The organism is Kushneria sinocarnis (genome assembly GCF_003633775.1).
Classification (GTDB): Bacteria; Pseudomonadota; Gammaproteobacteria; order Pseudomonadales; family Halomonadaceae; genus Kushneria; species Kushneria sinocarnis.
Window position 1 is genome coordinate 86,944 of the sequence record NZ_RBIN01000005.1, and the last position, 22,556, is coordinate 109,499.

At 64.4% G+C, this 22,556-nt stretch carries 19 protein-coding genes; 5 read left to right on the forward strand and 14 right to left on the reverse strand.

The window, feature by feature from the left end:
* Positions 1 to 38: 38 nt before the first annotated feature.
* A complete protein-coding gene (locus C7446_RS09125; protein ID WP_170150041.1) occupies positions 39 to 923 on the forward strand; it encodes a nuclease-related domain-containing protein in 885 nt (294 codons plus the stop codon).
* Between the two features lie 24 nt (positions 924 to 947).
* Here C7446_RS09125 and C7446_RS09130 read toward each other — a convergent pair whose 3' ends face one another.
* Both C7446_RS09130 and C7446_RS16300 read right to left on the reverse strand, forming a co-directional pair.
* A complete protein-coding gene (locus C7446_RS09130) occupies positions 948 to 1,712 on the reverse strand; it encodes a ribonuclease T2 family protein (protein WP_170150042.1) in 765 nt (254 codons plus the stop codon).
* Positions 1,713 to 2,045: 333 nt separating this feature from the next.
* Positions 2,046 to 2,330: a hypothetical protein gene (locus tag C7446_RS16300; RefSeq protein ID WP_147408744.1), complete on the reverse strand. Its 285-nt coding sequence runs from the start codon at positions 2,328 to 2,330 to the stop codon at positions 2,046 to 2,048.
* Positions 2,331 to 2,448: 118 nt separating this feature from the next.
* On the opposite strand from C7446_RS16300, the gene C7446_RS09135 reads away from it, so the two are divergent.
* Both C7446_RS09135 and C7446_RS09140 read left to right on the forward strand, forming a co-directional pair.
* On the forward strand, positions 2,449 to 3,825 hold the full coding sequence (locus C7446_RS09135) for a maltoporin (protein WP_121172806.1): 1,377 nt from the start codon (positions 2,449 to 2,451) through the stop codon (positions 3,823 to 3,825).
* Positions 3,826 to 3,917: 92 nt separating this feature from the next.
* Positions 3,918 to 4,880: a MalM family protein gene (locus tag C7446_RS09140; protein WP_121172807.1), complete on the forward strand. Its 963-nt coding sequence runs from the start codon at positions 3,918 to 3,920 to the stop codon at positions 4,878 to 4,880.
* A gap of 61 nt (positions 4,881 to 4,941) precedes the next feature.
* Here the strand turns inward: C7446_RS09140 and C7446_RS09145 are convergent, their stop codons facing one another.
* Genes C7446_RS09145 through C7446_RS09170 form a run of 6 tightly spaced genes read right to left on the reverse strand, consistent with a single transcriptional unit; the run spans position 4,942 to position 12,208 of the window.
* Positions 4,942 to 6,564, reverse strand: coding sequence for a glycoside hydrolase family 13 protein (locus C7446_RS09145; protein ID WP_121172808.1), 1,623 nt, complete (start codon positions 6,562 to 6,564; stop codon positions 4,942 to 4,944).
* Between the two features lie 51 nt (positions 6,565 to 6,615).
* The gene (locus C7446_RS09150) at positions 6,616 to 7,905 is read right to left on the reverse strand and encodes an ABC transporter substrate-binding protein (RefSeq protein WP_245977785.1); all 1,290 of its coding nucleotides are present in this window, start codon (positions 7,903 to 7,905) and stop codon (positions 6,616 to 6,618) included.
* Complete coding sequence (locus C7446_RS09155; RefSeq protein ID WP_121172809.1) at positions 7,905 to 9,032, reverse strand: ABC transporter ATP-binding protein; 1,128 nt, start codon at positions 9,030 to 9,032, stop codon at positions 7,905 to 7,907. Before C7446_RS09155 ends, C7446_RS09150 begins: the two co-directional genes overlap by 1 nt.
* Before the next feature lie 40 nt (positions 9,033 to 9,072).
* On the reverse strand, positions 9,073 to 9,915 hold the full coding sequence (locus C7446_RS09160; RefSeq protein ID WP_121172810.1) for a carbohydrate ABC transporter permease: 843 nt from the start codon (positions 9,913 to 9,915) through the stop codon (positions 9,073 to 9,075).
* Positions 9,912 to 10,919, reverse strand: coding sequence for a carbohydrate ABC transporter permease (locus C7446_RS09165; RefSeq protein WP_121172811.1), 1,008 nt, complete (start codon positions 10,917 to 10,919; stop codon positions 9,912 to 9,914). The genes C7446_RS09160 and C7446_RS09165 overlap by 4 nt, the downstream gene beginning before the upstream one ends.
* Before the next feature lie 20 nt (positions 10,920 to 10,939).
* On the reverse strand, positions 10,940 to 12,208 hold the full coding sequence (locus C7446_RS09170) for an ABC transporter substrate-binding protein (protein WP_121172812.1): 1,269 nt from the start codon (positions 12,206 to 12,208) through the stop codon (positions 10,940 to 10,942).
* A 302-nt stretch (positions 12,209 to 12,510) separates the two neighbouring features.
* Here C7446_RS09170 and C7446_RS09175 point away from each other — a divergent pair, with 302 nt between their 5' ends.
* Complete coding sequence (locus C7446_RS09175) at positions 12,511 to 13,275, forward strand: ATP-grasp domain-containing protein (protein WP_121172813.1); 765 nt, start codon at positions 12,511 to 12,513, stop codon at positions 13,273 to 13,275.
* 40 nt (positions 13,276 to 13,315) lie between these two features.
* On the opposite strand, the gene C7446_RS09180 is transcribed toward C7446_RS09175, so the two are convergent.
* From C7446_RS09180 to C7446_RS09200, 5 genes are all read right to left on the reverse strand, one after another.
* The gene (locus tag C7446_RS09180) at positions 13,316 to 14,653 is read right to left on the reverse strand and encodes a deoxyguanosinetriphosphate triphosphohydrolase (RefSeq protein ID WP_121172814.1); all 1,338 of its coding nucleotides are present in this window, start codon (positions 14,651 to 14,653) and stop codon (positions 13,316 to 13,318) included.
* A gap of 50 nt (positions 14,654 to 14,703) precedes the next feature.
* Positions 14,704 to 15,567, reverse strand: a complete 864-nt coding sequence (locus tag C7446_RS09185) for an isocitrate lyase/PEP mutase family protein (RefSeq protein WP_121172815.1) — start codon at positions 15,565 to 15,567, stop codon at positions 14,704 to 14,706.
* 151 nt (positions 15,568 to 15,718) lie between these two features.
* A complete protein-coding gene (gene ntrC, locus C7446_RS09190) occupies positions 15,719 to 17,134 on the reverse strand; it encodes a nitrogen regulation protein NR(I) (protein WP_121172816.1) in 1,416 nt (471 codons plus the stop codon).
* Positions 17,131 to 18,210 (reverse strand): nitrogen regulation protein NR(II), encoded by a 1,080-nt coding sequence (glnL, locus tag C7446_RS09195; RefSeq protein ID WP_121173032.1) that lies wholly within the window; start codon positions 18,208 to 18,210, stop codon positions 17,131 to 17,133. Before glnL ends, ntrC begins: the two co-directional genes overlap by 4 nt.
* A 213-nt stretch (positions 18,211 to 18,423) precedes the next feature.
* Entirely contained in the window at positions 18,424 to 18,969 is a 546-nt protein-coding gene (locus C7446_RS09200) for a DUF4124 domain-containing protein (protein WP_121172817.1), read from the reverse strand.
* A gap of 237 nt (positions 18,970 to 19,206) precedes the next feature.
* Between C7446_RS09200 and C7446_RS09205 the strand changes: the two genes are divergently transcribed.
* Complete coding sequence (locus C7446_RS09205) at positions 19,207 to 20,733, forward strand: hypothetical protein (RefSeq protein WP_121172818.1); 1,527 nt, start codon at positions 19,207 to 19,209, stop codon at positions 20,731 to 20,733.
* A gap of 114 nt (positions 20,734 to 20,847) precedes the next feature.
* Here the strand turns inward: C7446_RS09205 and glnA are convergent, their stop codons facing one another.
* Positions 20,848 to 22,254 carry a glutamate--ammonia ligase gene (glnA, locus tag C7446_RS09210; RefSeq protein WP_121172819.1) on the reverse strand — a complete coding sequence of 469 codons (1,407 nt, stop codon included), beginning with the start codon at positions 22,252 to 22,254 and terminating at the stop codon, positions 20,848 to 20,850.
* Positions 22,255 to 22,556: the final 302 nt, after the last annotated feature.

The window sequence follows — 22,556 nt, forward strand, 5'->3', positions numbered from 1 at the left end:
TGACCCCTCGTCGGCTCTCTCTTCCGTGGAACCTGCCCATGGCCTGGCTGGAATACCTGCTGCCCCTGATCTTTCTTGCCCCACCCTGCGCGACCGCACTCGTGGTCATCGCACTGCGTCGCCTGTTCAGCCGGCGACTGGTATCGCCCGTGACGCAACGCCCGCTGCGCGAACCCGGTCAGCATCTGCGCGATCGTCTCGATACCGCCCAGACCCGACTGTTTCTGGTGGGCGGTCTGGGGCCCATCATGGTCATGCTGCCGCTTGTCTACGGCATGGGGCGAATGCTGTTTGCACCGCGCCAGGACTGGATCGAATGGAGTTTCTACGGCCTGCTGTGCACGCTGGCGGTGATGATCGCCTGCGGCCTGCTGATGCGCCTGCACTACCATATCAGCCATCTGCGCCTGAGCCTCTCCTGTGCCCTGGAAGTCCACCATACGCTGGATGAGGTCTGTCATCAGGCATCGCTGGAAGGCCATCGTGACATCGATCTGCTGCATGACGTTCCCGGTGACGGTTTCAGTATCGGCCATGTGGTACTGACCCGTCAGGCCCTCTTCGTCATCACCACCAAGGGCCGGCAGCGCCCTCCCTGGACCACTGCGGAGAGTCCGGTCCGGGTACAGGAGGAGCGCCTGCTGTTTCCCCACAACGAGGAGCGTCGCCCCCTGCGCGAGGCCCGTCGGGCCGCCCGCTGGCTGGAGGCCCGGGTCAACCGCGACGCAGACGAGGCCATACCGGTGCAGGCGGTACTGGTACTTCCGGGCTGGCAGATCAACGACAGCGACAGGAACCGGGGGATCAGTATTGTCAATGAAGCCGGGCTGTCGCAATTGATCGCCGGGGCCGACGCCGAGATCATCCCGATCGAGCAGTATCGACGCATCGACCGCCTGCTGCGCCGGCTGCCCCAGACCTGAATCCGCCGGCCGCTGCCGCGGGCTTCAGGACGGTGCCGCAATCAGGAAGCGGCTCGGACAGCTGCCGGGCTCGAGGGGCGCCAGCGAGCGCGGTTGCGGGAAAGCGTCGAGCGCCCGGCGCTGGATGCCGATGGCAATGCCGGTCAGCCAGGCCACCCCCTCGCGGCGTTCGCAATCCAGCCTCAGCGCACGAGTGCTGTCGGTTCGAAACTCCTCGCGAAAGCGTGCCAGCAGTGTCTCGCGCGCGACCATCGTACCCGCCCGCAGACGCATGAAGTCACTCCAGTCGCTGGCATTGATCCGTCGATACAGCTGCAGCGCGGTCGAGAAATAGTCCTGGGCCGAAAGGCCGAAACAGGCGGCATGCTTGGTATATTCATGCCGCTCGAGGCAGCTGCGTGTTCCCGGCATGGCCTGTTCGAGCCGGCCCTGCAGCCTGTCTTCCAGCGTCAGCGGCGTCAGCCGGCAGAAGCCGCCCCGGGGTTCGCCACTGAAGTGATAACAGCCCGCCTGCCACCATTCGCTCTGCGCTACGCCCTGCTGGCGCAACTGCTGCGGCAGCGAGGGCCAGAGCCCATGCAGTACCAGCAGGCCATCGGGCGTATCCGTGGCACATTCGGCTCTGCCCCGGCCTTCGACATGACAGAAGCCGGGATGCCAGCTCAGGGCCAGGGTGTAGTGCTCGAAATCGGTCAGGCGCGTGGGCGACAGTGACCGGGCCATGGCCTCGCCCATCATACCCAGCGCAAGCAATCCGATGCCGACCCGTTTGAGCATTCTGCCTGTCATGGCCATAGCCGCCCTCTCCTTTCAATCCGTTGTTGCCGTCATGCCCGTATTTATTTTCATCGGAACAACATGACCGAACCGGCACAAGACAGACGATTCATCAAACCGGAATCTCTGTAATTAATAGCTGTTTTGAAAGGAAAAATCGCTCTCGTGTAGCGCCAGTTCGACTTTGGTCCCTATATACCATTGTCAAAGTGACAAATATCTCATATTCGAGAAAGATGGCCGCACAAGGGGATGGCAGGATTTCATAACGATACCAATGGAGCCAGCGCAATGGGGACACCGTGTAACCATACCCGAGCCGCAATGCGCACAATCGATAACATCTCATGCATGGCGGCAGGTGCTGAAAGGGCTCCTGAAAACCGGCTTACCAACCTGCTGACCTGTCCTGCCGTCGAGGTTGACAAGATGCCGGTAACGCAGAGAAGCGATACACCCTTTTTGGCCTTTCAGACCGGCCCGCCGCGGTGACTCATGCACCGAGGCCGGCATTGTGCTGTCTCCCTGAAGAACAACAATGCCTTGCGCAAACCGGTTTTCCTTCAGGCTTGCGAACCGGAAAAGTGTTTCGAGCGGGTTGATGATCCCGCCAGCATCAATATAAACCATCAGTACAAAACATCAGGACAAAAGAACAACCGATAATGCCGTTCCTGTCGTCAGGACCTTCATCGAATTCCGGGTATTGCGGATCGACAACAACCTTTAAAAAACAAGGGAAACACCAATGAAAATCAGAAACCGCCACACCTTCCATCGGCCACTGCTGCTGGGGCTGCTGGGTGCCACCTGCATGGCGCCGGCACTCGCTCATGCCGCCATCAATCCCTACTTCTTCGGTTATGCCCGCTCGGGCATCGGCTCGACCGCCGGCGGCGGTGCGCAGACCTGCTTCCAGGCCGCCGGTGCACCCGCCAAGTATCGTCTCGGCAACGAGTGTGAAACCTACGCCGAAATCGGCCTGGGGGCGCAGGTCTATCAGCAGCAGGATACCACCTTCGATTTCAGAAGCCGGGTCGCCTACGTCACCTCCCAGAGCAACGATGATGAATCGCTCCAGGATGATGGCAACAACATCGCCCTCCGGGAGATGTTCGTGACCGGCAAGAATGTCATCGACGGTCTGCCCGGCGCCACGCTGTGGGCGGGCAAGCGCTTCTACCGCCGTCACGACATCCACATGAACGACTTCTACTACTGGGATGTCTCCGGGCCCGGCGTGGGGATCGAGGACATCGATGTCGGTACCGGCAAGCTGAGCCTGGCCTGGACCCGCGCCAGCGGTAGCACCGATGACCGTTTCCCCGATGCCGGTGAACGCCTCTCCGGCGATACCGTGGATGTGCGCTGGAGCGAAATCCCGGTCAACCCGGGCGGCTCCCTGGAGCTCGGGGTGGACTACGGCGAGGCCAACCTGAGCGACTGGCAGGAGGATCTGCTCGAAAGCCAGGACATTGATCCGGATGACGCCGACAAGGGCTGGCTGGGCACCATCCAGCACACCCAGGCCAACTGGTTCGGCGGTTACAACAAGCTGGCCCTCCAGTACGGCACCGATGGCATCCTGACCCCGAACAACAGCGTCGGCCGGGTCAGCAACCTGGAGAGCCGGGATGGCCACATGTGGCGCGTGCTGGATCATGGCCACATCTGGCTGGTACCCAATCAGCTCGACATGCTCTATGCCGTCATCTACGAAGACAAGAACTTCAATGACAACACCGGGCGTGAGTGGTACTCCGCCGGTGTCCGCCCGGTGTATTACTGGACCGACATCATGAGCACCGCACTCGAGCTCGGTTACGACTACATCAAGCCGCAAAGCGCTGCCAGCAATGGCGGCAACAACCACGTCACCAAGGTCACGCTAGCCCAGCAGTGGTCCGCCGGCCGCGGTGCGCTGGTGCGCCCCACCATCCGCCTGTTCGCCACCTATGCCGACTGGAGCGGCAACGCCTATAACGTCGATGGCGCCCCGGGCGATACCGATTACGATCGCGGCTCGGAGAACATCGCAGTGGGCAATGGCCCCTCCAACGTCGACTTCGACGACGGTGATGGCGTGACCTTCGGCGCCCAGATCGAGGTCTGGTTCGGCGACTGATCGCGGACGCCTCGTCCGTCAGGGTTTACTGTTCATCTCTTCGGCCCCGGAGCGCGCTTCGGGGCCCTTTCCATAGCGCGGGATAAAGCTTCATGAAACGAGCGCCTCTTGCACTGCTCACCAGCGGTCTGCTGATCACGCTGAGCGGCTGTGCCGCCATGTCTTCGCCCACGACCTCGACGCCCTCGGTGGCAACCGGCCAGCAGGCGTTGAGCCGGGCGGCCGACTGCTGTGACAGCCTGGCCAGCCTGCCCTATCAGTCCCTGCAGAACCGGCAGAGCCTGACCCTGACCTTCGATGCCAACACCCCGGCCCACCACTTCAGTGATGGCAAGAGCTTCTTCCACGCCTTCGCCCTGCCCGACAGCCAGCAGCCGGTCGTGCTGCAGATCAGCAGCCCGATCGAGCAGGAACAGGTCGTGGCCCCCACCCTGCTGCTGCTGGATGACAACTTCCAGCCGGTACGCCGGCTGGGCAGCGATCAGCTCACCTACCAGGGCCCCAACGGTTTCCGGGATGCCCGCCTGGGCGGCGCCGTCAGCGTGATGCCGGGCCCCGATGCCGCCTATATCGTGCTCTATACCAGCGACAGCGATCGCGCCGGGAGCACCAGCTACGAGAATCCGGAGAAGACCTACGCCCGGGTACGCGGTCTGGCCGAACCCGCCCTGCCCGACCCGGTGGCCGACCATGCTGCAACCGGCCGGGTGACCCTCGAGATCTCGCCGATTTCGGAAAACGGTAATCTGCTGGCGCCACTGATGGGTCGCCAGTCCCCCACGCCGCTCAATGCATCGCAGAGCGCGCGCAATACGACCTCTACGGCCCCTGCAGCAGCGGTTTCCGCGCAGCAGGCCACGGCCGCCTCCTCGTCACGACAGCGCGAGGCGACTCGGACTCAGCAGTCCGAGCTGGATTATCGCCGCATGATTCGCGCCGCCCTCAAGGCAGGGGATATCGAGCTGGCGATGCAGCTGGCCGATCGTGCCGAAAGCGCCGGCCAGACCGGCACCCGGGCGTGGCTGGCGAAACAGCTCAGAACGAGCACGCCCTGAGCGCCCGCCCCGGGATGGCAGCGGCGCGGATGATGCCGCCGCCACCCCGGCCTCGGTGGGGTCAGCCGACCAGCCAGACGGCCGCGTTGCCGGGCAGTTCCGTGTTCGGCAGCGCTCCGGGCAGGCTGCAGGCCTGTACGTTGCCGGCCGATGACGGCAGGGCCACGGGGTCATGACCGAGATTGATGACGGCGGTCAGGGCGCCGTTGCGCAGCACCAGCACTTCCGGGCCGGGGGCCTCGAGCCACTCCAGCGAGCCCTCGCCCAGCTCATGCTCACGCCGCAGCGCCAGCAGCTGGCGATAGAGGGCCAGGGTGGAATCACCATCGTCCTCCTGCTGATCGACCGCGTAGCGCCGGAAACTCTCCGGCTGCGGCAGCCAGGGCATACCATCACTGCCGAACCCGTAGGCGGGCGCCTGCGCCTGCCAGGGCAGCGGCACCCGGCAGCCATCACGGCCGATCTCGCGACCGGCGGTACGGTGATAGGTCGGGTCCTGACGATACTCCGCCGCCATGGTGGTGTGATCCGGCAGCCCCAGCTCCTCTCCCTGGTAGAGGTAGGCCGAACCGGGCAGGGCCAGCGTCAGCATGATGGCCGCCCGGGCGCGGCGCAGCCCCAGTGCCTCATCGGGCTGTTCGCCATGACTGTCGATGCCGTGCGGCCGGGCGCCGGGCTGTGACAGTCCCAGCCGCGAGGCATGCCGCACCCCGTCATGATTGGACATCACCCAGGTGGTCGGCGCACCCACGGCCTGCGTCTGGGCCAGCGAGTCGTCGATGACCTCGCGCAGCTCACCGGCATCCCAGCGCGCCAGCAGGTAATCGAAATTGAACGCCTGCTGCATCTCGTCGGCGCGAATATAGTGCGCCAGCCGCGCCTGCGGCCTCACCCAGGCTTCCGCTACCATCATGCGATGACCGGTATACTCCTCGAGTATCCGATGCCAGCGGCGATAAATCTCGTGTACCTCGTCCTGATCCCACATCGGCCCCATGCTGCCGCCTTCCACCATCGCCTGGCTGCCGTCCCAGTCGGGCAGCTCGGGCTGCTTGATCAGTCCATGGGCGACATCGACCCGGAAACCATCCACGCCACGATCGAGCCAGAAACGCAGGATATCGTCGAACGCATCGCGCACTTCGGGATTGCGCCAGTCGAGATCGGGCTGCTTGCTGTCAAAGAGATGCAGATACCATTGCCGCTCGCCGGGCACGCGCGTCCATGCCGGGCCGCCGAACACGCTCTGCCAGTTGTTGGGCGGCAGCTCGCCATGCGCGCCCTGCCCCTCGCGAAAGATGTAGCGGGCACGCTCGGGGCTGCCTTCGGGTGACGCCAGCGCCGCCCTGAACCAGGCATGCTCATCCGAGGTATGGTTGGGCACCAGATCGACGATCACCCGCAGATCCAGCAGATGCGCCTGCTTCAGCATGGCATCGAAGTCGGCCAGAGTGCCGAACAGTGGGTCGACATCATGATAGTCGGCCACATCGTAACCGGCATCCGCCTGCGGCGAACGATAGAACGGCGACAGCCAGATGGCATCTACACCCAGTTGCGCCAGATAGGGAAGGCGCTCCACGATCCCCGGCAGGTCTCCCACGCCGTCACCGTTGCCATCCATGAAACTGCGCGGATAGATCTGATAGATGACCGCACTGCGCCACCACGGCTGCTGAGTCATGATTGTTCCCGTAATCGAATGAACGTGAATGCGAAAGCTCGCGAACGATGATCACCAATGACGCCGGTGCAGATGCTCCAGCCGCTGCGCCAGCGACTCGACCGCCGGCCCGGGCTGCGTCCCGCCGGAGAGCACCGAGTGCGCTGTATTGAAGATCTCGTTGGAGACCCGCGCATAGTGACTGCCCGTTACCGCCGATGGCCGCGGGATGGCGTTGGCCAATACCGGACGCAGCACATCCATGGTGGGATTGGCCGCCACCACCTGCGGCTCATCGTAGAGCGCGGGGCGGGTCGGATTCATGCCGTTGCTCAGGGCATGACGGCGCTGCACCTCGGCACTGGTCAGGTATTGCACCAGCTCGGCCGCCAGCCCGGGGTGATCGCTATAGCGCGATACCGCGAAGTTCCAGCCGCCCAGGGTGCTGGTCGACTCGCCGTCAGGGCCGTGGGGCAGCGGCGCCATACCGATCCTGCCCTGCACCCGGCTACCGTCGGCCTGGGCGAGCGACCAGACATAGGGCCAGTTGCGCATGAAGACCGCATTACCGCTCTGAAAGACACCGCGCGCCTCCTCTTCGGTATAGTTGAGTACGCCGCGCGGCGCGATGGTGCCGATCCAGCCCGACACCTCGGCCAGCGCCTGTGCGGCCTGCGGGTTATCCACCGTGATGGTGCCGTCCTGCTCGACGATGCGCCCGCCGCCGTAGCCGGCGATCCACTCCAGCGCGTTGCAGGTCAGCCCCTCGTAGGCACGCCCCTGAAAGACATGGCCCCACAGCTCGTCATGCCCGGCCTCGCGCTCGCCCTGCTGGATCAGGGCAGCAGTGTCGGCCATTTCCGCCCATGTTCCGGGCACCGGACGGTCGTATTTGTCCAGCAGATCGGTGCGATAGTAGAGCAGCCCGGCATCGGTATACCACGGCAGCGCCACCAGCCGGCCATCAACGGTGTTGGCCTCGATCAAGGCGCTGAAGAAGGCGTCGCGCTCGACGCCGGGCAGCGCCTCGCCGAGATCGACCAGATGCGGCGCCAGCAGTCCCGGCCAGGCGATATCGATCATCATCACGTCGACATCGCTGGAGTGGCTGTTGAGCAGCTGCTGAAACAGCGCCAGCTTCTCGGTGGTACCGTTGGGGGTGGAGACGACGCTGACACTGTGGCCGGTCTTTTCCGCCCACGCCTGCGCTGCCTGCGGACAGTAGTCACTGTCGCCGCCACCGCCGCAGGCAATGGCAATCTCCTGCCCGCCTGCGCTCCGGGCAGCACCGCCCAGCAGCAGTACAGCCGTCATGCCGATACCGAGAAGCCGTGGTGGCTGTCCGAGGATGCGGGTAATCATCAGGAAGGCTCCTGCTCGGTATGGCGCGCAGCGCCGGTATGGTGTGCCAGAGGCAGGGCGTGGCCGTCGCGATCGAACAGATGCACCCTGTCGGCATCGAAGTCGAGGGTGACCCGCTCGCCGCGCTCGAAGCGGCTGGGCGCCTCGGTGCGGCACACCAGCAGCTCGCCGTCGGCCATCTCCAGATAGAGATAGGCCTCGCTGCCGAGATACTCGACGTTGACGATCCCGATCCCCTCGCCCTCCGGCGCCGCCGTCGGGCGCAGATGCTCAGGGCGCACGCCCAGCTCCAGCCGCTCGCCGACTGCATTTTCCGGCAGCCGCTGCGGCAGCTCGCGCTCACCCACGCCGGGCACCTCGACACGACAGCCATCGTCATTGCCGGCGCGTGCCTCGACGCTGACGAAGTTCATCCGCGGTGAGCCGATGAAGCCGGCCACGAACCGGGAAGCGGGGCGCTCGTACAGCTCTCGCGGCGTGCCGATCTGCTCGACATGGCCGGCATTGAGCACCACGATGCGATCGGCCAGCGTCATCGCCTCCACCTGATCATGGGTGACGTAGATCATGGTCGAGCCGAGACGCTTGTGCAGCCCGGCGATCTCGTTGCGCGTCTGCACCCGCAGGGCAGCGTCGAGATTGGAGAGCGGCTCATCAAAGAGCAGGATCTTCGGCTCGCGCGCCATTGCCCGGCCGATTGCCACACGCTGGCGCTGACCACCGGAGAGTGCCTTCGGCAGCCGCTCCAGCAGGGTGTCGAGCTGCAGGATCCGTGCCGTCTGGCGTACCCGCTCATCCACCGTCTGCCGGTCCGCCTTCGCCAGCTTCAGACCGAAAGCGATGTTCTGATAAACGTTCATGTGCGGATAGAGCGCATAGGACTGAAACACCATGCCGATGCCGCGCTCCTGCGGCGTCAGGTTATTGACCCGGGCCTCGTCGATCAGCAGATCGCCGTGGGTGATCGACTCGAGCCCCGCGATCAGCCGCAGCAGTGTCGACTTGCCGCAACCCGAAGGGCCGACGAAGACCACGAACTCGCCATCGCCGATCTCCATCGAGACATCCTCGATCACCCGGGTGGCACCAAAACGCTTGTTGACCCGCTCAAGCCTTACGCCAGCCATATGCCCTCCTGCACGAAATCGGAAAGTCGCCGAACCGCGTTCAGCCCTTGACCGCGCCGGCGGTCAGACCGGAGACAATGCGACGCTGGAAGATCACCACCAGCACCACCAGCGGCACGGTGACGATCACCGACGCTGCCATGATCGGCCCCCACGGCAGCTCGTACTGGCTGCCCCCGGAGATCAGCGCAATCGCCACCGGCACCGTGCGCTGGGAGTCGGTCAGGGTGAAGGTCAGGGCAAACAGAAACTCGTTCCACGCCGCAATGAAGGCCAGCAGCCCGGTGGTGGCCATTGCCGGCCACAAGAGCGGCATGAACACCTTCGTTAGCGTGACCCAGGGCGAGGCGCCATCGACGATCGCCGCCTCCTCCAGTTCGTCGGGGAGCTGGCGCATGAAGGTGGTCAGGATCCACACCGTGAACGGCAGGGTAAAAATGGTGTAGCTGAGGATCAGCCCGCCCGGCGAGTTGTAGAGATCAAGCGTGCGGATCACCTCGAACAGCCCCGAGAGCACCGCCACCTGGGGGAACATCGACACCCCCAGCACGGTCATCATCACCGTGGTACGACCGCGAAAGCGCACCCGCCCCAGCGCCCAGGCCGCGGTCAGTCCCAGCAGCAGGGCGATGATCACCACGCTTACGGCGACGATCACCGAGTTGCGGATGGCCGCCAGAAAGGTGGGCTGGGAGAGCACCGTGGCATAGTTGGCGAGATCGAGGCTGTCGACCCAGTAACTGACCTCGAAGAGCTCGCTCGACGGCTTCAGTGAGGTCACCACCGCGTAGTAGAAGGGGAAGATGGCATAGACCATCAGCACCGCGACCAGCAGCCAGAAGCCGAGCCTGAGCATCAAGGCCTTCAGCGTACGCAGCGTCATGAGCCACCTCCCAGCTGGCGGCGGCCGAGGTAGAGATAGACCACCGTGATCAGCGCAATGATCAGAAACAGCAGGGTCGAGGCCGCGCTGCCATAGCCCACGTCCTGAAACTCCACCAGCTGCTGGCGGGCATAGATCGACATGGTCATGGTTGAGGAAGCGTTGGAGGTCAGCACGTAGATGACATCGAACACCCGCAGCGCATCCAGCGCGCGAAAGATGATCGCCACCAGCAGTGCCGGCATGATCAGCGGCAGGGTGACGCGAAAGAACACCCTGACCGGATGGATGCCGTCGACCTTCGCTGCCTCATAGCAGTCCGACGGCAGCATCTGCAGCGCCGCCAGCACCAGCAGCGCAACGAAGGGGGTCGCCTTCCAGACGTCGACGATGATGACCGCCCACATGGAGAGGCTGGCATCGGCAGTCCAGGAGAGCGGCGCATCGATCAGCCCCAGCCCCAGCAACACGTGATTGATGATGCCGAACTGGTCGTTGAGCATCCACGCCCAGATCTTGGCCGACACCACGGTGGGAATGGCCCAGGGGATCAGCACCGCCGCCCGTACCAGGGTGCGCCCCCTGAAGCGGGCGTTGAGCACCAGCGCCACGATCACTCCCAGCATCGCCTCCAGCGCTACCGACACCACGGTGAAGTAGAGGGTATTCCACACCGACTGCCACCACAGCGGATCGGCCATGATGCCGTACCAGCCGTTATCAAAGACCAGGTAGTTCTCGAAACCGATGAACTGCGCCCCTTCAAGACTCGCCAGGCTGGCATCGGTCATGCTGAACCAGAAGGTGCGCACAAGCGGCCAGCCGGCGACCGCCGCCAGAACCACCAGCATGGGCGCAAGGAACAGCCAGGCAGCGCGCACCCGACGACGACGCACCCGGGTACCGCGCTCGCGGTGCAGGCTATCGGCCTGACGCTCGAGCGGTGCCGCATCCCTGGTGTCGCCAGCGACGTCGGCCGTCGCTGCCCGCTGTCGGGTGATCATGGTGTGCCCTCCTCAGGCGCTTACCAGCGGCGCCGCTTGATGCGTTCGAGCTCGCTTTGCAGATTTGCGAGCCCCTGCTCGGCCCCGGTATTGCCGGAGAGCACCTCGTGAACGGCGTTGAAGAAGGCATTGGAGACACGCGGATACTTGTCGCCGGTGACCGCCGAGGGCCGTGGTACCGCCGAGGTGAAGGTGTCATAGAGGGTGCCGAAGAAGGGCACCGCGGCAAGCACCTCCTCATCCTGATAGAGTGCCGGCAGGGTGGGGTTGTAGGCCCCCTCGATGGCGCGACGCTTCTGTTCCCCGGGCGAAGTCAGAAAGGCGACCAGCTCGGCGGCCAGCTCGGGATGTTCACTGTAGCGCGATACCGCCAGATTCCAGCCGCCCAGCACCGCCGCGCTCTGGCCATCGTTGCCACCGGCAGGCAGTGCCACCACGCCAACCCGGTCGCGAATATCGCTCTGCTCGGACTGCACCAGATCCCAGGCGTAGGGCCAGTTGCGCATGAACAGCGCGTTGCCCGACTGGAAGACGCCGCGCGCCTCCTCCTCGGTGTAGTTGAGCACCCCCTGCGGCGAGATATCGCCGATCCAGCCGGCGGCCCGGGACAATGCCTCTACCGCCTGCGGGTTATTGACGGTGATATCGCCCTGATCGTTGACAATCGTGCCGCCCTCGGGATAGCTGGCAATCCACTCCAGCGCATTGACGGTCAGCCCCTCGTAGGCCCGCCCCTGGAACACGTAGCCCCAGAAGCCGCCATTGCCCTTTTCGCGTTCGCCGGCCTGAACGGTCTGCGACGCCGCGGTCAGCGCCTGCCAGGTGGTCGGTACCTCAAGCCCGTACTCGTCGAGCAGATCCTGGCGGTAGTAGAGCACCCCGGCGTCGGTGAACCAGGGCATCGCCACCAGCCGGCCATCAACGGTGTTGTTGGCGACGATGGCCTCGAAGAAGTCATCGGTCGCGTCCTGCGGCAGATATTGCTGGAGATCGACCAGATGCGGCGCCAGCATGCCGGGCCACACCACATCGATCTGGAAGACATCAATATCACTGGAGCGGGCGTTGAGGATCTGCTGATAGAGCGACAGCCGCTCGGTGGCCGAATTGGGCGTCGACACCACCTCGACGCTGTGGCCGCTCTGCTTCTCCCAGCGCGCCACGCCGGCCTGGCAGAGCTGCAGTTCGGCGCCCACTGCACCGCAGGAGATGGTGATTTCCGCCGCCTGAACCTGCATGGCAACCAGACCTGACACGGCCGCAATGCTCACAAGGGAGAGAGCTTTCATCAGACCTCCGGTGGCATACCGTTTTTTGCTGATTCACTGGAGATCTATCAGTAACAACCGGAGGGAGGGGCCACAAGCTGTACCTTGGTCGCTTGTGCCAAGGTCTATCAGCCCATGGTGCAGGGCTGCATGGCGTGATCGGCCGGGACAGCGGCCTCGATACCGGTTACCGCTGTGCCCGCAAAAGGCAGCCGGCCGGACCCGGGTCAAGGCCGCGGCAGCGGGCTATCATGGCCGACGGCACCATCGTGGAATCTCCTGCGGTACAACGCGCGCTACTCGTCCGGAAAACGATCATCACCATGAAACTGATCACGTTTGACGCCTTTCGCACCCTCGGCATGGCCGGCGTACGCTACATCAAGCCCGAACGCATGTACGATCATCTCGATGAAATCCGGGCGGCCGACTGGCTGCTGTTTCCGGGTTACTGGCAGATCAATACGCTGCTGTTCGGTCTGCACAAGCGGATCTTTCCCTCGCCGGCCACCTACTATCTGGGCCATGACAAGGTCGAGCAGACCCGCGTCATCCGGGCGGTCTTTCCCGAGGCCATGCCGCCCACCGAGATCCAGCCCGCCACTCGCGCCGGCATCGAGGTGATCGAGCAGGCCTTCGACTACCCGCTGATCGTCAAGGAGATCCGCAGCGCCCAGGGCCATGGCGTGCACCTGATCGCCGATCGCACCGAGCTGCAAGGCTTTGCCGACGCGCACGAGACCCTCTACGTACAGCCGCGGCTGCCGATCGATCGTGACCTGCGCATCGTCATCGTGGGGGATGAGGTACTGACGGCCTACTGGCGCATCACGCCGATGGGAGGTTACCGGGCCAATGTCTCCCAGGGCGGCGAGATCGTCTTCGACGATATACCGCAGGCCGCCATCGCCATGGCACTGGAGATTGCGAAACGCCTGGATATCGACCATGCCGGCTTCGATATCGCGATGGTCGGGGGGAAGCCGGTCCTGCTCGAATTCAACCGGCTGTTCGGCAATCAGGGCATCGACAACGCCAGTCGTCAGCTGGGCGGCGCCATGCAGCGCTGGCTGGAGCGCCATACCTGATGCCGAAGAGCGCTACCCGGGCGCGCTGTCGAGCACGTGACTACTCGCCGCGCAGCCGGCCGCCCATCTCCTGGGCGAGATCGACCGCATAGTGGTCGGTCATGCCGCCGATGAAGTCGAGCATGCGGCGGTAGCTGTCATAGAGCGGCCACTGGGCCAGCGGGGTGTTCTCGCCGATCAGCATCAGCACGCGCTGGTGCTTGTAGCTCGAGAGTCCGGTGTGGTGCAGCTCGTGCGCCGCACCGATGAAGGTCTCCAGCAGCAGCCCGAGGGTGGTATGGGCACCGATCTCCATCTTGGCCTTGCGCGCGTTGCGAAAGATGCGTTCGCGGGCGGTCTTCTTGGCCTCGCCGACCCCCCAGCCGAGATCGGGATGGCAGAGATCAAGCAGGTCATCCTCGAGCCGGCCGTGCAGCAGCTCCTGCTCGTGCTCGACAAAGGCCCCGGCCACTTCGGTAACCGCGCGCTCCATGGCCGCACCGCGCAGGGCGGCAATCCGCCGGCGCTGGGAGACGCCCTCGCGCTCCATCCGCTCGTAGCCCTCGGGGGGCGCGCCGGCAATGTGGATCAGGATGTCGGCCACCTCCTGATAGCGCAGGATGCCCATCTCCAGGCCGTCCTCGAGATCCAGCAGCGCATAGCAGATATCGTCGGCGGCCTCGACCAGCCAGGCCAGCGGATGCCGAGACCATGACCAGTCGCCGGTCCGCAGCAGCCCCAGCCCCTCGGCGACCTCGGCCAGCATGTGCTTCTCGGACTGGTAGGCACCGAACTTGCCGGTCATGCCCGCGCTCTCTACCGTCCAGGGATACTTCAGCATCGCCCCCAGGGTGGGCATGGTCAGCCGCATGCCGCCCCGGAACTGGTTGTATTCGATCTGGGTGACCGTGCGAAAGCCCTGGGCGTTGCCCTCGTAGGTCAGCAGGTCGGCACGCTCGACCGCGTCGAGATCATCGAGCAGACCGCTGCCGTTGTGAACGGCACTGGTGAACCAGTCGCGGATTGCGTACTCACCGGCATGGCCGAAGGGCGGATTGCCGATGTCATGTCCCAGGCAGGCGGCCTGCACGATGACGCCCAGATCCGCCGGCGCGATCCAGGCCGGCAACTGATCGCTGAGCTGCTCGCCGACGATCATCCCCAGACTGCGGCCGACACAGCCCACTTCCAGCGAGTGTGTCAGCCGGGTATGGATATGATCATTCTCGGTCAGCGGATGGACCTGGGTCTTGCGGCCCAGCCGCCGAAACGAGCCGGCAAACACGATGCGGTCGAAATCCTTGTGAAACGGACTGCGACCGATCTCGCGCTCGCTGCCGGAGGGCTTGTCATTGAGCCGCGCAGGGTCCAGCAGCTGCTGCCACTGCATTCTTGTCATGCCTTCATCCCGTTGCCGTGTCATCCACCGTCACCGGCGTGCCGCCGGGACTACTCGCTCACATCCATGTAGCGCCGCGCCCACTCGCGGTTCTCCTCGAGGGTCGAGTAGCGGGTGGAGAGTTCGGAGGCATCGAGCTCGCCCTCGGCAATGCCGCGCTGCTCGCGCAGGCAGTCATAGGTCGCCTTGATCGCCGCGAAATAGGCCGCGTGGCCGTTGACCACCACGCGCACGCCGGCCTCGGCCAGCCGCGCCCGGTCGCGCAGCTCGGGGTTGTCGTAGGCCACCAGCATGATCGGCACGCTCAGGTGGCGGGCCACTTCCTCGAGGTGATCGAAGTTGCGGATGCCGACCATGCAGATCCCGTCGGCGCCGGCCTCCTGATAGGCCATCGTGCGGGTAATGGTATCCTCGACGCTGAGCTGGCCGGCATTGGTGCGCGCAAAGATCGCCATGGCCGGATCGATGCGCGCTTCCAGCGCGGCCTGGATCTTGCCGACCCCCTCCTCGAGCGGAATCAGATCGGTGGACTTGTGACCGTACCTGGCCGGCAGCAGGGTATCCTCGATGGTCAGTGCCGCCACCCCCGCACGCTCCAGTTCGGAGACGGTGCGCATCACATTGAGGGCGTTGCCGTAGCCGTGATCGGCATCGGCAATGATCGGCAGCCGCGCGACCCGGCCGATCCGGGTCGCCTGCTCGGTGAACTCGCTCAGCGTGATCAGCGCAAAATCGGGGGCGGCCAGTACCTGCAGCGAGGCCACCGAACCGCCCAGAATGCCGATCTCGAAACCGAGATCGGCGGCAATGCGGGCCGACATGGGATCGAATGTCGATGCCGTGTAGTAGCACTGTCGATTGTCGAGCAGAGCGCGGAATTCCTTGCGCAGATCGTGCTGGGAAGGCGTGGCCATGATAACTCCTGAAACCGCCGAAAACGGTCGATGCGACCCGGGTACAATGGCGCATTACTTTATACGTTTGCCGGGCGTGGCACCAATGCCGGCGTCGGAACCGACCCGGCGCTGGTACGCCCCGGGCCTCTCCCGCCGGCGCTCCGGGCGGTCAGTCGCTGCCATCCGCCAGCGCCGGCAGCAGCACCTTGAGCTTGCGGGTCAGGGTATTGCGCCCCCAGCCCAGCAGCTCGGCGGCCTCACCCTTGCGCCCGCCGGTGTGCTTGAGCGCCGTTTCGATCAGGATGCGCTCGAAATCCGGCACGGCCTCCTCGAGCAGATGGGTATGCCCCGCGGCCAGGGCGCGATCGGCCCATTCGCGAAAGGCGCCGCGCCAGTCCCCGGCGGCCATCTCGGCGCTGCCGACCTCGCGCAGCTCGGGCGGCAGGTCATCGACCAGAATCTCGCGCCCCGAGGCCATCACCGTCAGCCAGCGGCAGGTGTTTTCGAGCTGACGCACATTGCCGGGCCAGGAGAGGCGCGCCAGATGCGCTTCGGCCTCCTCGGTCAGAAGCTTGGGCTCGGCGGAGAGCTCCTTGGCCGCCTCGGCCAGGAAGTGATGCGCCAGCCGCGGGATGTCCTCGCGCCGCTCGGCCAGCCGCGGCAGTTGAATGCGGATCACGTTGAGGCGATGATAGAGATCCTCGCGAAAGCGCCCTTCGCTCACCAGCTGTTCGAGATTCTGGTGGGTGGCGGCAATAATCCGCACATCGACCTTCACCGAGGTGTGACCGCCCACCCGGTAGAACTCGCCATCGGCCAGCACCCGCAGCAGCCGGGTCTGGGTTTCGGCCGGCATGTCACCGATCTCGTCGAGAAAGAGCGTGCCGCCATCAGCCTGTTCGAAACGCCCGCGCCGCTGCGAAGTCGCACCGGTAAAGGCACCCTTCTCGTGGCCGAACAGCTCCGATTCCATCAGATCGCGCGGAATCGCCGCCATGTTCAGGGCGATGAAGGGGGATCGGGCCCGGGGGCTGTGCTGATGCAGCGCCTGGGCGACCCGCTCCTTGCCGGTGCCCGATTCGCCGTTGATCATCACCGTGATATGTGACTGCGACAGCCGGCCGATGGCACGAAAGACCTCCTGCATGGCCGGCGCTTCCCCGATGATTTCGGTATCGATGCCCTCCGGCTCCCGCGAGGGCGTCCTGCGCTCCTGGGCATGCGCGATCGCCCGGCGCACCAGCGCCAGGGCGTCGTCCACATCGAAGGGCTTGGGCAGGTATTCGAAGGCCCCGCCCTGATAGGACGCCACGGCACTGTCGAGATCGGAGTGCGCCGTCATGACGATGACCGGCATGTCAGGATGACGCTCACGGGTCCGGGCCATCAGATCCAGCCCATCAATGCCCGGCATGCGGATATCGGTCAGCAGCACATCCGGCGGCTGCCGCTCCATGGCCATTTCGGCCTGATCGGCGCGCTCGAAGCACTCCACCTCGATATCGGGCTGGGCGAGCGTACGCTCGAGCACCCAGCGGATGGCGCGATCGTCATCGACGACGTAGACGCGGGCGATATCACTCATGCTTGGCCTCCATGCTCGTGCCTGGCGCTGTGTTCGCCGGAAACGTCCAGCGGAATCAACAGGCGGAATTCGGTATGACCGGGCTGACTGTGGCACTCGATCAGGCCCTGGTGCTGATGCAGGATCGACTGGGAGATCGACAGCCCCAGCCCGCTGCCTTCGGCCCGGCCCGAGATCATCGGGTAGAACAGCGATTCCCGCAGCGTTTCGGGGATTCCGGGACCGTTGTCGATGATGGATACCTCGCAGACCAGCCGGTGGCGCTCGGCCCCCAGCGTGAACTGACGCCGTGCGCGGGTGCGCAACGTCACCGCGGGTTCGGCGGTTTCATGCTCTGCCAGCGCCTGCACCGCGTTGCGGGCGACATTGAGCACGGCCTGGATCAGGGCGGACTCGTCGCCGGTAATGTCGGGCAGGCTGGGATCGTAGTCGCGCAGCAGGGCGACCCGCCCGGTTTCGGCGTCGAGCAGGGTCCGCACCCGCTCGAGCACGGCATGGATGTTGAGCGGGCCGTGCTGCACCGGCTTGTTGGGCCCCAGCATGCGATCGACCAGATCGCGCAGGCGATCGGCCTCTTCCACGATGATGCGGGTGAACTCGGTCAGACTGTCATCGGGCAGATCGCGCTCGAGCAGCTGGGCGGCCCCCCGAATGCCCCCCAGCGGATTCTTGACCTCGTGCGCCAGTCCGCGGGTCAGCACCTTGACCATCTCCTGACGGGCCATCAGCGTCTCTTCACGGGAGATCCGCATCAGCCGATCACGCGATTCGAACTCCAGCAGCAGCTCCCGGGCGGACAGGGGGGTGGCCGTGTAGTCCACGGTGATGCTCTCCCCGCTGCTCAGGAACAGCTGCGCCTCACGCTGGGTGAAGGGATGCTGGTCGCGCAGTGACTGACGCAGCATGGTGCTGATGCGCCCCTCCTCACCATCCAGACACTCCAGGAAGGTATTACCGGCCCGGCTCAGACTGACGCTCAAAAGCGCTTCGGCGGCCGGATTGAGCCAGCGCACCCGCAGTTGTTCATCAAGCAGCACGACCGCTGTGGTGAGATGTTCCAGCAGCCGCTGATGCATGCCGTGTTCCGTCATCGTGATCTCTCCCCGGTAGTGCCTGAGCTGGTGCAAGAAGCGCGCCAGTCTCGTGCAAACCGGATCCCGGTCCTGCACCACAACCGACAATGGCGGCCATGGCCTGACGGCAGCCGGTCAGCCCGGTCCACTCTGACCGCAATATTGCACCACTACAGTGCATGACATCAGCCACTCTGACACTCATGAGGGCAGGCGTCAGGGGGCCGCAGCCACGTGCAGTGTCAGCCGCGCCGAGCGCTGACGCACCCGGCCTGCACCATCCACCAGCTCGGCCCGCAGCTGATGCGAACCGGCGGCGAGGCCGCGAACCAGAAAGGCGGTGGCATGCAGGGGGGATTGATGCAGCCGACCATCCACCGTCAGCTGCACCCGAACACCTGCAGCCAGCGACGGATGGCAGCGCAGCCGCAGGGCAATGCCGGTGGCCGCTTCATGCGGCGTGATCGAGCGCTCGGGCGACGACAGCGTCAGGGACAGTCGTGTACAGCCCCGCCACACCGTGCCGGGAGGTGCCGCACCCCGTACCTCCCCTTCTGCCGGCGCCAGCACCCGGGGCGCTGCCGGCAGGCGACGCTCGCCCTGCGGGCGGTCGCTCCAGTACACCCGGCCCTGATCATCCACCTGGCGGTAGAACGCCGTATCGGCCGCGGCCGTGGCGGCCAGCAGCAGGGCGGCAAGCCCCGCAAGGCGCGCTCCGAGGCGGGTACGCCCCACTGCAGGGGGCTGTTGCAACGATGTCATGGCCGGGTCCGGAGGAGGAAACCGTACCAGGGTAGCCGAGCCCGCACGGCGGGCATCGCCCGATAAGCCGGCGTCCGCCTGCCCTGTTCGGGCCGGATGCGGCCACGCCGCCCCCTGGGAATGGGGTTTTTAATTATAACGTGTGTAAGCCTTTTGACTTACATCGGGCGCCGCTAAACAAGCCACATCACTCTTTCGTACGGTAAAGCCTCATTCACGCAGTACCCGGAGGTTTTCATGAGCGAATACACGACCGTACTCGACTATGGCGCTGATGCGAGCGGCAAGAGCGATTCCAGCCAGGCCTTTCGCAAGATGGCCGAGGACTCGTCGATCTCGACCGTCATCGTCCCGAATGGCATCTTCCGCATCGACTCGACCGTCGATCTGAAAATGAAGAATCTGCAGGGTCCGGGGAAATCCCGTTACGGTCAGGCCACTTCCAAATCCAGCCACCTCACCACCGGCAAGCTGACCGGCGAGAACGATTACCTGTTCAAAAATCAGGGCCCGATAGTGGACGGCCTGACGTTCCGCAACCTGGGCAAGGGCGGCGTTTTCGATCTGTTCAGCTATAACGCCGTGGTGCGCAACTGCTATTTCGAACAGCTCGGCACCGCCATGTTCGAGGAAGACGCCTTCGTCAACTTCCGGGTCGAGTTCTGCAACTTCACCTCGGTAGGTTACGGCATTCGCCAGACAAAGGGCGGCGCACTCAACACGACCGTCCATGTCATCGGGTGCGAATTCAACAGCACCCATCACGGCCTGATCTTTGCCGGCAAGCTCTGGGGGTCCAACTTCTGCCAGAACATCTTCGAACAGATGGATGGTGATGCCATCAGGGCTTCGCACATCTATGTCTGCAACTTCGAAGGCAACTGGTGGGAAGGGCACAACGGCCATGACAGCGACAAGTACCCTGACGGCTACCCCTGCCTGCGCGTGACCGAATCCCAGCAGATGATGAACAACACGGCCAGCTCCAACCAGGTGGCCGATGGCTGGCTGAACCTGTTCAACCTCGATGAGGAAGGCCGCAACGGTGGCGGCATGGGGGGTGTCTCCACCAACAAGGGGCTGCTGCGTGTCATCAGCAGTGTCGGCAAGTCGACCAAGCTGACCCCGGATGGCCTCACCTCCAGCCGCGCGGACTGGATCGGCGCCGATCCACTGATGATCTGCGCCGGACGCTCCAGGGGAGGCGGCTGGTCACAGGACATTGCCCTGCGCACCGGTGGCCCGGGCGGCGATGGCGGCCATGTCACGCTCGACAACTATCCGGAAAACAGTGGCGGCGTCTTCAAGAGCTCGCTGCGGTTCTTGAAGCTGGTGGACGGGGACAACAAGCGCCATGAATCGCTGCGGCTGGTGCGCGATGGCGCTGACCACCCCCAGCCCGGCCTGATCGGCCGCTCCGAGCTGGAACAGGACCATGTGGCCCTGACCGGGGTGCCCGCCCAGTGCTATGTCTGTGAAGGTGGCCGCTCCCGCGGTCTGGAAGCCTTTACCGACATCGACCGCGGCACCGAGGGCGAAATCTCGCTGGCGGCCGTCTATGGCTTCGACAACCCCATGCTCAACGTCACGGTCGAGGACCGCGGCATCGTGCTCGACGGGGTCACCTATGACAAGGGAGAGACCTGGAATCACAGCGACTCCCGCTCCTCCCGCTGGCTGACCCTGCACTTCGTCGATCGTCAGACGGGGCAGCCGAAGACGCCGAAGGGCTTCTGGCTCTGGTTCAACCTGCACACCAACTGATCCGCCGCCGCACGACCGATCGGCAACGCAAGAAAACGCCCCGCATGATGCGGGGCGCTTTCATTGCGACCGGAGCGCGCCTGCCGGCTGACAGGCGGCCCCGGATGCGACAGCTCAGACGCTGTAGTAGAGATCGAACTCGACCGGCGTCGGCGCCATGCGCACTGCCGTGACCTCTTCCATCTTGAGCTCGATGTAGGCTTCGATCATGTCCTCGCTGAACACGCCACCCTCGGTCAGGAAGTCGTGATCTTCCTTCAGGGCATCGAGTGCCTGGTCCAGGCTGTTGGCCACGGTGGGCACCGACTTGCCCTCTTCCGGCGGCAGGTCATAGAGGTTCTTGTCCATGGCATCGCCGGGATGGATCTTGTTGCGGATACCATCGATACCCGCCATCAGCATGGCAGCAAAGGCGAGATAGGGGTTGGCCGCCGGATCCGGGAAGCGGGTCTCGACACGCTTGGCCTTGGGGCTCGAGGTATACGGAATACGCAGCGAGGCACTGCGGTTGCGGGCGCTGTAGGCCAGCATGACCGGCGCCTCGAAGCCCGGCACCAGGCGCTTGTAGGAGTTGGTCGAGGGATTGGTGAAGGCGTTCAGGGCACGAGCGTGCTTGATGATGCCACCGATGTAGTACAGCGCGGTCTCGGAGAGCCCGGCGTAGCCGTCACCGGCGAACATGTTCTCGCCGTCCTTCCAGAAGGACTGGTGCACGTGCATGCCGGAGCCGTTGTCACCGTTCATCGGCTTGGGCATGAAGGTGGCGGTCTTGCCGTAGGCGTGCGCCACGTTGTGGATCACGTACTTGAGGGTCTGCACCTCGTCACACTTCTGCACGAGGGTGTTGAACTTGACCCCGATCTCGTTCTGCCCGGCGTTGGCCACCTCGTGGTGATGCACCTCGACGCCCTGCCCCACGGACTCCAGCGTGGTGCACATGGCACTGCGGATATCGTGGAAGGAGTCGACCGGCGGCACCGGGAAGTAGCCGCCCTTGACGCGCGGCCGGTGGCCCATGTTGCCGCCTTCGAAGTTCTCGTCGGTCGCCCAGGCACCCTCTTCGGAGCTGATCCGGTAGTAGGAACCACGCAGGTCGGTCTTGAAATGCACCTCATCGAAGATGAAGAACTCGGGTTCCGGACCGAAGAAGGCCGTATCGCCCAGGCCGGTGTTCTTGAGGTAGGCTTCGGCGCGCTTGGCGATGGAGCGCGGGTCACGCTCATAACCCTGCATGGTGGCCGGCTCGATGATGTCGCAGCGCAGCACCAGGGTGGGATCCTCGGTGAACGGATCGAGATAGGACGTGCCATCTTCCGGCATCAGGATCATGTCGGACTCGTTGATCCCCTTCCAGCCATCGATGGAGGAGCCATCGAACATCTGACCGGTCTCGAAGAACTCTTCATCGACACTGCGCGCAGGAATGGTGACGTGCTGCTCCTTGCCCCTGGTATCGGTAAAGCGCAGATCAACCCACCTGACGTCATTTTCCTCGATCAGGGCAAGTGTTTTCTCTGACATGATGGTCCTCCGTTATGAGCGTGACGGCTCGGGATCGATAAACATCTTCTCGGCACTGTCGTTGTAACACGCTCACCTGTAGTGCATACAGGCCGTGTGCTGTCCCCAAATAATGCACGCACCGTGCCAATCCCCTGTCGCCCTCTGCGCTGATAAAAATATCATCATGATTTGGAAATGAAATTTCACGCTTCCCGGCTTTCTCCAGACACACTTCCAGCCGCCGACGGAGTACAGCAGCCCCGGACACTGCACCTTCCTGATGCACCTTATGGGTGCATGCACCAAATCAGTTCAATAAC